This is a genomic window from Streptomyces sp. NPDC002851, assembly GCF_053591935.1.
Genome location: NZ_JBSFUT010000006.1, coordinates 203,847 through 215,959 on the forward strand (window position 1 = coordinate 203,847; position 12,113 = coordinate 215,959).

At 70.7% G+C, this 12,113-nt stretch carries 8 protein-coding genes; 3 read left to right on the forward strand and 5 right to left on the reverse strand.

Annotation, left to right across the window (positions count from 1 at the left end; all coding sequences use genetic code 11):
- Positions 1-83: 83 nt before the first annotated feature.
- Entirely contained in the window at positions 84-899 is an 816-nt protein-coding gene (locus ACWD10_RS09410; RefSeq protein ID WP_451088693.1) for a PaaX family transcriptional regulator, read from the reverse strand.
- A gap of 9 nt (positions 900-908) precedes the next feature.
- Positions 909-2,546, reverse strand: coding sequence for an AMP-binding protein (locus ACWD10_RS09415; protein WP_451088695.1), 1,638 nt, complete (start codon positions 2,544-2,546; stop codon positions 909-911).
- 110 nt (positions 2,547-2,656) lie between these two features.
- Between ACWD10_RS09415 and ACWD10_RS09420 the strand changes: the two genes are divergently transcribed.
- Positions 2,657-3,811: an acyl-CoA dehydrogenase family protein gene (locus tag ACWD10_RS09420; protein WP_451088810.1), complete on the forward strand. Its 1,155-nt coding sequence runs from the start codon at positions 2,657-2,659 to the stop codon at positions 3,809-3,811.
- Entirely contained in the window at positions 3,808-4,215 is a 408-nt protein-coding gene (locus tag ACWD10_RS09425) for a RidA family protein (RefSeq protein ID WP_451088697.1), read from the forward strand. Before ACWD10_RS09420 ends, ACWD10_RS09425 begins: the two co-directional genes overlap by 4 nt.
- Positions 4,216-4,257: 42 nt before the next feature.
- Here the strand turns inward: ACWD10_RS09425 and ACWD10_RS09430 are convergent, their stop codons facing one another.
- From ACWD10_RS09430 to ACWD10_RS09440, 3 genes are all read right to left on the reverse strand, one after another.
- Positions 4,258-5,733, reverse strand: coding sequence for a choice-of-anchor P family protein (locus tag ACWD10_RS09430; RefSeq protein WP_451088699.1), 1,476 nt, complete (start codon positions 5,731-5,733; stop codon positions 4,258-4,260).
- A gap of 472 nt (positions 5,734-6,205) precedes the next feature.
- Positions 6,206-7,732: a helix-turn-helix domain-containing protein gene (locus tag ACWD10_RS09435; protein WP_451088701.1), complete on the reverse strand. Its 1,527-nt coding sequence runs from the start codon at positions 7,730-7,732 to the stop codon at positions 6,206-6,208.
- A gap of 470 nt (positions 7,733-8,202) precedes the next feature.
- Positions 8,203-8,976, reverse strand: coding sequence for a YqeB family protein (locus tag ACWD10_RS09440; RefSeq protein WP_451088703.1), 774 nt, complete (start codon positions 8,974-8,976; stop codon positions 8,203-8,205).
- A 352-nt stretch (positions 8,977-9,328) separates the two neighbouring features.
- Between ACWD10_RS09440 and acnA the strand changes: the two genes are divergently transcribed.
- Positions 9,329-12,067, forward strand: coding sequence for an aconitate hydratase AcnA (gene acnA / locus ACWD10_RS09445; protein WP_451088705.1), 2,739 nt, complete (start codon positions 9,329-9,331; stop codon positions 12,065-12,067).
- Positions 12,068-12,113 lie beyond the last annotated feature (46 nt).

The window sequence follows — 12,113 nt, forward strand, 5'->3', positions numbered from 1 at the left end:
CGGCGATTGAGGACGAGCCCGAAGGGCGATGGGGGCGCCTGGGGGCGTAGGCCCCAGGGACAGCACCCCGGACGACGGCACCGTCAGCGCTGGGCTGCGAACCGCCCCCCGGCTTCCCGCAGCCGAGCGTCCAGCGCCTCAAAAACCGCCGCCGACCGTTCCCCCGGCCAGTCCTCCGGCAGCAGCTCCGCCGGGAGGCCCGGGTCGATGTACGGCAGGCGGCGCCAGGAGTCCAGGGCGAGGAGGTAGTCGCGGTAGGCCGCCTCGGGGTCGGCGGTGGCGTCGCCGCGGGACTCCCAGGCGTGGAGGACCGGCTCGTGTGCGGCGCGGAACTCCTCGTGCCGCTCGGCGATCGCCGTGAGGTCCCACCAGCGGGCCACCGCCTCGGCCGTGGGGGTGAACCCCAGGTGCTCGCCGCGGAACAGATCGACGTACGGGGAGAGCTGTAGCCGGTCCAGGGTGTGCCGGGTCTCCTCGTACAGGCGGGCCGGGGCGATCCACACCCCGGGCGCCGCCGTGCCGAAGCCGAGCCCGGCCAGGCGGGAGCGGAGCACGTGCCGCTTGCTGCGCTCCGGCTCGGGCACCGAGAAGACCGCGAGCACCCAGCCGTCCTCCAGCTTGGGCTCCTCGGTCAGGTAGATCCGCCGGTCCCCGTCGTCCAGGAGCTGCCGCGCCTCGGCCGACAGGACGTACCCGGCGGCGCCCTCCGCCGTGCGCTCGGGAAGCAGCAGGCCGCGCCGCTTGAGCCGGGACACCGACGAGCGCACCGACGGCGCGTCCACGCCCACCGGGCCGAGCAGCCGGATCAGCTCGGCGACCGGTACGGCCCCCGCCGTGCGGCGGCCGTACGCGCCGTAGTAGGTGACGATCAGGGATCGCGGAGTGTGCTGCTCTGCCACGTGATCACTTTAAGGCTTGTCGTACGGGGACACGTTCTGGGCCGCGCGCAGCCGGAACCGCTGCAGCTTCCCCGTGGGCGTACGCGGCAGCTCCTCGGCGAAGAGGATCTCGCGCGGGCACTTGTACGGCACCAGCTCGGCCTTCACGAAGTCCCGGAGCAGCGCCACCGTCGCGTCGCCGCGTGGCACCCCGTCCCGCAGCACCACGTGCGCCACCACGATCTGGCCGCGCAGCTCGTCCGCCTGCCCGACCACCGCGGCCTCCAGGACGTCCGGATGGCGCAGCAGCGCGTCCTCGACCTCGGGGCCCGCGATGTTGTACCCCGCCGAAATGATCATGTCGTCCGCGCGGGCCACATAGCGGAAGTAGCCGTCCGGCTCGCGGATGTAGGTGTCGCCGGTGACGTTCCAGCCGTCGCGTACGTACTCCGACTGCCGCGGGTCGGCGAGGTAGCGGCAGCCGACCGGGCCGCGCACCGCGAGCAGGCCCGGCTCGCCGTCGGCCACCGGCTTGCCCGAGCCGTCCACCACGCGCGCCTGCCAGCCGGGCACGGGCACGCCGGTGGTGCCGGGGCGGATCGCGTCGTCCGCGGCGGAGATGAAGATGTGCAGGAGCTCGGTCGCGCCGATGCCGTTGATCAGGCCGAGCCCGGTGTGCTCCCGCCAGGCGTCGAAGGTCGCCGCGGGCAGGTTCTCACCGGCCGAGACGCAGCGGCGCAGCGAGGAGACGTCGTACGCGTCCAGCCCGTCGAGCATCGCGCGGTACGCCGTCGGCGCGGTGAACAGGACCGAGACCCGGTGCTCGGCGACCGCGGGCAACAGCTGCTTGGGACCGGCCTGTTCGAGCAGCAGCGAGGCCGCGCCCGCCCGCAGCGGGAAGACCACCAGGCCGCCGAGGCCGAAGGTGAAGCCGAGCGGCGGGCTGCCCGCGAACACGTCGTCCGGCTCAGGGCGCAGCACGTGCTTCGCGAACGTGTCGGCGATGGCGAGTACGTCGCGGTGGAAGTGCATACAGCCCTTGGGCCGCCCCGTGGTGCCGCTGGTGAACGCGATCAGGGCCACGTCGTCCGCCGCGGTGTCCACCGGATCGAAGCGCTCCGGCTGCCGGGCCGCCCGGTGCAGCAGGTCGTCAGGCCCGTCCCCGCCGAAGGTGGTGACCCGCAGGCCCGGCACCTCGGCCCGGTGCAGGTCCGCGACGCTGCGGGCGTCGCACAGGGCGTGCCGGACCTCGGCGATCTCGCAGATCGTGGCCAGCTCGGTGGCCCGCTGCCGGTCCAGGACGGTGACCGCCACCGCGCCCGCCTTCAGGACCGCGAGCCAGCAGGCCGCCAGGTGCGGTGTGGTGGGGCCGCGGAGCAGCACCCGGTTGCCGGGTACGACGCCGAGCTCGGTGGTCAGGACGTGCGCGATCCGGTCGACCTCGCCGCGCAGCCGTCCGTAGGTCCAGGCCCCGCCGTCCGGGAGCCGGAACGCGGTACGGTCCGCGCCGAACCGCTCCACGGTGCGGTCGAGCAGCTCGGTGGCGCAGTTGAGCCGGTCCGGGTAGCGCAGTTCCGGCAGATCGAAGAGCAGGTCCGGCCACTGGTCCGTGGGCGGCAGATGATCGCGCGCGAAGGTATCGGCGTGGGCCGAGGTCGTCAGCTCCATGGTGCGCCCCTCTGACGTACTGGAGACGTGGTGGCGTCGCGCAACGAGCGTATCGTGATGGTGACGGCAGTCAACGGTTCGCGATAACTCCACGATAAGGGGGCATGTCGGTGTCGGCATTCTCGCTGGATCCGAAGGAGCAACAGTGGTGCGCCGAGCTGCGGGAGCTCGCTGCGGAACGCCTGCGTCCGCTTGAGCGGCCCGATGGGGGCGGGGGCCCGGGCGCTGGGCGGGTGAACCGTCCGCTGGTGGCCGCGCTCGGTGAACTCGGGCTGATTTCCCGCCTGTTCACCTCCGGCGCGCTCGACCTCTGCCTGCTGCGCGAGTCCCTCGCCTACGCCTGTACGGAGGCCGAGACCGCGCTCGCCCTGCAGGGTCTGGGCGCCCACCCGGTGCACGCCCACGGCACCCCGGAGCAGCGGGCGGCCTGGCTGCCCCGGGTGACCGCGGGCCAGGCGGTCGCCGCCTTCGCGCTCACCGAGCCGGACGCGGGCTCGGACGCGGCGGCCCTGTCCCTCAACGCCGCGCCGCACGCCGGGGGGTGGCGCCTGACCGGCGAGAAGTGCTGGATCTCGAACGCCCCGGACGCCGACTTCTACACTGTCTTCGCGCGTACGACCCCGGGTACGGGCGCTCGCGGAGTGACCGCCTTCCTGGTCCCGGCGGACCGTCCCGGCCTCACCGGCCGCCGCCTCGACATGCTCGCCCCGCACGCGATCGGTGCCCTGACCTTCGACGGGGTTCCGGTCGGCCCGGACGACGTACTCGGCGAGGTCGACCGGGGCTTCCGGGTGGCGATGGGCACGCTCAACCTGTTCCGCCCGAGCGTCGGGGCCTTCGCGCTCGGCATGGCCCAGGCGGCCCTCGACGCCACGGTGACGCACACCGCGGGGCGGCAGGCGTTCGGCGGCCCGTTGAAGGACCTCCAGTCCGTGGCCCACCAGGTCGCCGAGCTCGCCACGCACACGGAGGCGGCCCGGCTCCTCGTGTACGCCGCGGCGGCCGCGTACGACCGAGGCGACCCGGATGTGCCGCGGCGCGCGGCGATGGCCAAGCTGCTCGCCACGGAGACCGCGCAGCGGGTCGTCGACGCGGCGGTCCAACTGCACGGCGCACGCGCCCTGGAGCGGGGCCATCTGCTGGAGCACCTGTACCGCGAGGTGCGGGCGCCACGGATCTACGAGGGGGCGACCGAAGTGCAACGCACCATCATCGCCAAGGAGTTGTACGCACGGCAGGCCGAGCGCCAGGAGGGGTCCGAGTGAGCCTGGAGCGCGTCAACCCCGCGGAACTCTCCCCGGCCACCGGCTTCTCGCACGCCGTCACGGTCACCGGCTCCCGGCTGGTCTTCCTGGCCGGTCAGACCGCCCTCGACGGCGACGGCAAGGTGATCGGCGCGACGCTGCCGGAACAGTTCGAGGTGGCCCTCGGCAATCTCCTCGCCGCACTGCGCGCGGCCGGGGGTGATCCGTCCCGCCTGGCCCGGGTCACGGTCTATGCCACCGACGTCGCCGACTACCGCGCGCACGCCCCCGAACTGGGCCGCATCTGGCGCCGGTTGGCGGGCCGCGACTATCCGGCGATGGCGGTGATCGGCGCGGTCCGGCTCTGGGACGAGCAGGCCATGGTGGAGCTTGATGGGGTGGCGGTGCTGCCCGACAGCGCGTAAGGGCGCCCCCCGAGGGAGGCGCCCCGCTGCGTCGGCCTGGGGTCAGGCGGCGCAGTTGTGTGCCGCGCTGGTGCTGGAGCCGAGGACGACGTCGATGCCACCGGGTGCGGTGAGGTGCACCGCGTTGACGGTGAGCTTGTCGGCGCCCTCGACCTGTTGCTTCACCTGCTCGTTGACGACGAGCTTGGTGCCCGCCACGCCGAGGTCGACCTCGAAGTTCGGGGTGTCCCCGATCTTCACGGGCGTACCGGCGACGGTCAGGGTGAGGTCCACGCTGCCGGACTGTGCCGAACACGAGCTCGTCGAGGTGGACTTGACGCCGGAGACGCCGACGACGGGCAGTCCGGGCAGCCCGACGCGGGCCTCTTCGAGGCTGGCCGTGGACGTCGCCGTGCTGGGACCGGTGGAGCCGGTGACCTCGGCACAGAGCGTGTCGGCGGAGAGCACGAGCGCGTTGACGCGCTGCGCGCAGGGCGGCTTGACGCTCTCGGCCTCGGCGGTGCGTACGTCGCCGGTGTCCGGGGTCGGCTCGATCGCGAGCGGCAGACCGAGCAGCGGAACGTCCGCCTTCAGGCCGTACGCACGTCCGGACACGTACTCCAGCTTCACCTCGGCCTCGGCCTTGGACGCCTTGAACTCGTCGTCCCCCGCGAACGCGAGTGCCACGGGGACCGTGCCGTCCCCGTTGAGCTTCTGCTTGACCGGGTCGATGGTGCAGCCGGCCGAGCCCTTGTCGTCGGTCGTGCCCTCACAGGTCTGCTCGCTGTCCCCGGTCCCGAGCGCGAAGCTCACCTTCCGCTTGGCGACGGCCTTGCCGTCCTCGTCCTTGAGGGTCGCGGACAGTTCGGCGGGCGAGCCGTTGGAGAGGGACTCGACGCCGGTGTAGGCGAGTTCGGTCGCCTTGGGCTCCTCCGGCTCCTCCGGCGGGTCCTCGCCGTCGCAGGAGTTGGTGCTGGTCACGGTCTTGAAGTCCGGCTCGTACGGGTACGGGTGGAGCGACTTGCCGTCGAAGCCGATCTTCTGGAGCGCGCCGTTCAGCTTCACTTGGTAGTGCAGGTGCGGCGGGACGCCGCCGGTGCCGCCGACCGTGCCGATCTGCTTGCCGCGCGCGACCTTGTCGCCGACCTTGACGAGCTGCTTCTCCAGGTGGAAGTAGCCGCTCTCCCAGCCGTCGCCGTGGTCGATCAAGACGTAGTTGCCGCCGCCCTCGCCGTCGAAGGCGACGGTCTTGACGGTGCCTTCGGCCGAGGCGAGGGCCGGCTTGCCGAGGTCGGCGTCCGGGCTGTCGCCCCAGTTGAAGTCCAGAGCCAGGTCGTCCGTCCCATGGCCGTCATAGGTGAAGTAGCGCCACTCCTCGCCACAGACGAACGGAGCCTTGAAGTCCGGTTCGGCCAGAATGGTGGCGCCCTCGCCCTCCGGCTCGGCCGCGTGCGCGGTACCCACCGGGCCCACGCCCAGCGCGACCGCCGCCAGCGCGACGGTCAGGACGCCGGCGAGTCTCGTACGTAAGGAAGACATCTACCCCTCCTCGGTAGCCATGACAGGTGCTGTCGTGCCGAGGGCCGGGGGATGCCCTGTGGTGTTCTCGGGGTAAAGCGGTCCGTGCCGGGTGTGTCGGCTCGCGGGCCGACCGGAAGGCTCGATGAGGGGGATGCTCACGTCAAGGAAGGTGCCGGTGTTCCGGCCAGGCCCGACGGGCGAGTTGGTGAATGACCGGTGAAACGGAGGCGGACGGAATCAGGACTTCCGCCACCAGAAGGGGCGTAAGCGTACGGACGGACCGGCCGAGCGCCGCCCGGCCCGCGCCTGGAGGTGAATATTCCGGATGTACGCCCACAGGCGAGAGTTGTCCGAATAACGCCCCCGGTGGCTTATGTTCCGCATACGCAGGACCGGACCAGGGGCCGGACCGCAACGAAAGGGCCGGACCACCACGAAAGGCGGGCGAGTGCGCGCTCCGCACCCGCCCGCCCTCAGGGGCTGCCAGTCCCTAGATGTCCCGGAACGTCTCGATCTGCGCCCCCACCGAGTTGAGCCGCTCCGCCAGCTCCTCGTACCCGCGGTTGATGACGTACACATTGCGCAGCACCGACGTGCCCTCGGCCGCCATCATCGCGAGCAGCACCACCACGGCGGGCCGCAGCGCGGGCGGGCACATCATCTCGGCGGCCCGCCAGCGGGTCGGGCCCTCGACCAACACCCGGTGCGGATCGAGGAGTTGGAGCCGTCCGCCGAGGCGGTTGAGGTCCGTGAGATAGATCGCACGGTTGTCGTAGACCCAGTCGTGGATCAGCGTCTTGCCCTGAGCGGCCGCCGCGATGGCCGCGAAGAACGGCACGTTGTCGATGTTCAGGCCGGGGAACGGCATCGGGTGGATCTTGTCGATCGGCGCCTCCAGCTTGGAGGGCCGGACGGTGAGGTCCACCAGGCGGGTGCGGCCGTTGTCCGCCGGGTACTCGGCCGAGCGGTCGTGGTCGAGGCCCATCTCCTCGAGGACCGCGAGCTCGATCTCCATGAACTCCACCGGCACGCGCCGGATGGTGAGTTCGGACTCGGTGACCACGGCCGCGGCGACCAGGCTCATCGCCTCGACCGGGTCCTCGGACGGCGAATAGTCCACGTCGACGTCGATGTCCGGCACGCCGTGCACGGTCAGTGTGGTGGTGCCGATGCCCTCCACGCGTACGCCCAGGGCCTCGAGGAAGAAGCAGAGGTCCTGGACCATGTAGTTGGAGGACGCGTTGCGGATGACCGTCACGCCGTCGTTGCGGGCCGCGGCGAGCAGCGCGTTCTCGGTCACCGTGTCGCCGCGCTCGGTCAGGACGATCGGGCGGTCCGGGGACGTCCGCGCCACCACGGCGTGGTAGAGCCCCTCGGTCGCGGTGATGTCCAGACCGAACCGGCGCAGCGCGATCATGTGCGGCTCGACGGTGCGGGTGCCGAGGTCGCAGCCGCCCGCGTACGGCAGCTTGAAGTGGTCCATGCGGTGCAGCAGCGGACCGAGGAACATGATGATCGAGCGGGTGCGGCGGGCGGCGTCCTCGTCGATCGACGCCATGTCGAGGTCGGCCGGGGGCACGATCTCCAGGTCCACACCGTCGTTGATCCAACGGGTGCGTACGCCGACGGAGTTGAGGACCTCCAGGAGCCGGAAGACCTCCTCGATCCGGGCGACCCGGCGCAGCACGGTACGGCCCTTGTTGAGCAGCGAGCCGCAGAGCAGCGCGACACAGGCGTTCTTGCTGGTTTTGACGTCGATGGACCCGGAGAGCCGGCGCCCGCCGACCACGCGCAGGTGCATGGGACCGGCATAGCCAAGAGAGACGATTTCGCTGTCGAGAGCTTCACCGATGCGGGCAATCATCTCAAGACTGATGTTCTGGTTACCGCGCTCAATGCGGTTGACGGCGCTCTGGCTGGTACCGAGTGCCTCGGCGAGCTGCGACTGTGTCCAGCCCCGGTGTTGACGGGCGTCACGGATGAGCTTGCCGATGCGTACGAGGTAGTCGTCTGCCATGGCCGCAGGTTATCTCAGATATGAGATGCCTCCCTGCGGGGGGTGTCCATTCGGGTGACAGTGCCTAATACGGAGCATATCGGGCGTCCACCCGAGGCGCCCGTCCGGGGTTTGGCGGACTGTCAGAGGCTGAGTGCGGCCGAGGCGCCGCGGTGTCTCGGCCAAGCGTGACTCCGTCACGAGGAATTCGGATAAACTGGCCGTCGTGCGCTGCGAGAACCAAGCGCGTACGCCGTGCTGAGCGAGAGCCAAGCCAGCACAAGCACCACCAAGCTGTGCCGTATCAAACCGGGCAGGTTCCGTCCCGGCTGGTGTTGATCGTGTAAGGCCTGCTGGCCCGCTGCGTCGCAGGCAACGTGAGCCACGAATCCCCCAGCTTTGGCTGAGGGAGGGTTCAAGTGCGCGCCGCTGAACACATGGGGCGATCGTCGCGGCTCCGGGTTCCGGCAACCGGCCGGTACCGGAGCCGCTCACGACTCCACGGCCCGCCGCCAGTACTGCTGCTTACGCCCGCCCGTCCCCCCGGACTTCTCATCGCGTACGTACACGCCGAGCCGTGCCAACTCGGCGCGCAGCTCCCGGACCTCGGCCTCCGCACCGGTCCGCTTCAGGGCCCGGGCCCGCGCCTTGAGCAGGGCGTCGGCGCCGTCCGGAAGCCCCGGCAGGTCGGGCACCCAGAGCCGGAACGCCTCGCGGTGCGGGTCGGCGTCCGCCCAGGGCCAGCCGTGCGCGTCGAAGGCCTCGGCCAGTCGGCGGCCATTCAGGTCGCATTCCTCGCGGGCGAGTTCCTCGGTTCCGGGCCCGAGCAGCACGAGCTGCTTGCCGTCCCGGGCGACCAGGGCGACATCGGCGCGCGCGACCTCGCGGCTCACGTCGCCCCGGGTGAGGGTCGTCGCGTCCGGCGTGACCCGGAGCCCCAGCTCCTCGTGCACCGCGATGAGCCCGACGACGAGCCCGGCGGCCGCGCCCACTGCGGCGGTGCCGATGGTCAGCCAGGGCTGCGGCACGGAGGCGAGCAGCCGGGCCGGTCCCTCGAAGGGCGCCCAGGGAAGCTTGAGGAGCACATGCGCGAGCAAGGCGACCAGCGGCCCGGCCACCGCTCCGCAGAGCGCGAAGGCGGGCGCGAGCCAAGGGGGCGGGCCCAGGGTCTGGGCCGGAAGTCCCACCTGCCCCGCGACGCCCGGCCCAGACCCTGGTTCGGTGGCCTTGCGGGTGACCTTGCCCACGTGCGGTTCTGCCGTCATGCCGACAGGGTAGGAAGGCCGGGTCCGGCGCCGGATCGGCCGACGGGATCAACAGGTGCGACCAAAGTCGCTGTCGCCCGCGCGGATCCGGTCCAAAGGTCGGTCCACACACCTGACGCACGCGCAAGAGGGCGTGACAAAGAGCAAGAGGGCAGGGCAGGGCATGACCCCGCCTCCGCCATGTACTAGAGTTATCTCGACATCGAGATATCTGCCGAGGCGTGCCGCAGCCGTGCGGGTTTGCCGGGTCTGGCGGTAAGGGTTACCTAACTTAGCCCTACCTTAGCGGATCGGCCAACCGGCCTGACGGCAGGATTGCGGTGGAACGCGCACATATATGAAGGAGACTGTCGTGTCGGCGAACAGCTTCGACGCCCGCTCCACGCTGAGCGTGGGCGGCGAGTCGTACGAGATCTTCAGGCTGGACAAGGTCGAGGGCTCCGCTCGCCTTCCCTACAGCCTGAAGGTTCTCCTGGAGAACCTGCTCCGCACCGAGGACGGCGCGAACATCACCGCCGACCACATCCGCGCGCTCGGCAGCTGGGACTCCCAGGCGCAGCCGTCGCAGGAGATCCAGTTCACGCCGGCCCGCGTGATCATGCAGGACTTCACCGGTGTGCCCTGCGTCGTGGACCTCGCCACCATGCGCGAGGCCGTGAAGGAGCTCGGCGGCGACGCCGCGAAGATCAACCCGCTGGCCCCGGCCGAGCTGGTCATCGACCACTCCGTCATCGCCGACAAGTTCGGCACCAACGAGGCGTTCCGGCAGAACGTCGAGCTGGAGTACGGCCGCAACCGCGAGCGCTACCAGTTCCTGCGCTGGGGCCAGACCGCCTTCGACGAGTTCAAGGTCGTCCCGCCCGGCACCGGCATCGTGCACCAGGTCAACATCGAGAAGCTGGCCCGCACGGTCATGGTCCGTAACGGCCAGGCCTACCCGGACACCTTGGTCGGCACCGACTCGCACACCACCATGGTCAACGGCCTCGGCGTGCTCGGCTGGGGCGTCGGCGGCATCGAGGCCGAGGCCGCGATGCTCGGCCAGCCGGTCTCGATGCTCATCCCGCGCGTCGTCGGCTTCAAGCTGACCGGTGAGCTCAAGCCCGGCACCACCGCCACCGACCTGGTCCTCACGATCACCGAGATGCTCCGTAAGCACGGCGTCGTCGGCAAGTTCGTCGAGTTCTACGGCGAGGGCGTGGCCGCCACGAGCCTCGCCAACCGCGCCACCATCGGCAACATGTCGCCGGAGTTCGGCTCCACCGCCGCGATCTTCCCGATCGACGACGAGACCCTGAACTACCTGCGCCTGACGGGCCGTGACGAGCAGCAGGTCGCGCTCGTCGAGGCGTACGCGAAGGAGCAGGGCCTGTGGCTCGACCCGGCCGCCGAGCCGGACTTCTCCGAGAAGCTGGAGCTCGACCTCGCCACGGTCGTCCCGTCGATCGCCGGTCCGAAGCGCCCGCAGGACCGCATCGTCCTGGCCAACGCCGCGGAGCAGTTCGCGGTCGACGTACGCAACTACGTCGAGGACGACGAGGAGGCGGGCAAGGAGTCCTTCCCGGCCTCCGACTCCCCGGCCGAGCACAACGGCATCCCGACCCGTCCGACGCCGGTCACGGCCCCCGACGGCTCGACGTACGAGATCGACCACGGTGCGGTGACGGTCGCGGCCATCACCTCCTGCACCAACACCTCGAACCCGTACGTCATGGTCGCCGCCGCCCTGGTGGCCAAGAAGGCGGTCGAGAAGGGCCTGACCCGCAAGCCGTGGGTCAAGACCACCCTCGCGCCGGGCTCCAAGGTCGTCACCGACTACTTCGACAAGTCGGGCCTGACCCCGTACCTCGACAAGGTCGGCTTCAACCTGGTCGGCTACGGCTGCACCACCTGCATCGGCAACTCCGGCCCGCTGCCGGAGGAGGTCTCCAAGGCCGTCAACGACCACGACCTCGCGGTCACTTCGGTCCTCTCCGGCAACCGGAACTTCGAGGGCCGGATCAACCCCGACGTCAAGATGAACTACCTGGCGTCCCCGCCGCTGGTCGTCGCGTACGCCCTCGCCGGTTCCATGAAGGTGAACATCACCAAGGACGCCCTGGGCGTCGACCAGGACGGCAACCCGGTCTACCTCGCGGACATCTGGCCGTCCGAGGCCGAGGTCAACGACGTCGTGGCGAACGCCATCGGCGAGGACATGTTCAACAAGTCCTACCAGGACGTCTTCGCGGGCGACGCCCAGTGGCAGGCGCTTCCGGTCCCGACCGGTGACACCTTCGAGTGGGACGCCGAGTCCACCTATGTCCGCAAGCCCCCGTACTTCGACGGCATGACGATGGACCCGGCCCCGGTCGAGGACATCGCGGGCGCCCGCGTCCTGGCCAAGCTGGGCGACTCGGTGACGACGGACCACATCTCGCCCGCCGGTGCCATCAAGGCCGACACCCCGGCCGGTAAGTACCTCACCGAGCACGGCGTGGAGCGTCGCGACTTCAACAGCTACGGCTCGCGCCGCGGCAACCACGAGGTCATGATCCGCGGCACGTTCGCCAACATCCGCCTGCGCAACCAGATCGCGCCGGGCACGGAGGGCGGCTACACCCGCGACTTCACGCAGGCGGACGCCCCCGTCTCGTTCATCTACGACGCCTCGCGCAACTACATCGAGCAGGGCATCCCGCTCGTCGTGCTCGCGGGCAAGGAGTACGGCTCCGGCTCGTCCCGTGACTGGGCCGCCAAGGGCACCGCGCTGCTCGGCGTCAAGGCCGTCATCGCCGAGTCGTACGAGCGCATCCACCGCTCGAACCTCATCGGCATGGGCGTCCTGCCGCTCCAGTTCCCGGAGGGCGCCTCGGCCGAGGCCCTCGGCCTCACCGGCGAGGAGACCTTCTCCATCTCCGGCGTCACCGAGCTGAACGAGGGCACGACGCCGCGCACGGTCAAGGTGACCACGGACACGGCCCCCGGCGAAGCCGATAATGTACGCCGTGAGTTCGACGCGGTCGTCCGCATCGACACCCCCGGCGAGGCGGACTACTACCGCAACGGCGGCATCATGCAGTACGTGCTGCGCAACCTGATCCGCAAGTAAGCGGCCGGTAGCGGCAGTTGAGGGCCGCACCCCTGGGCTTCCGGGC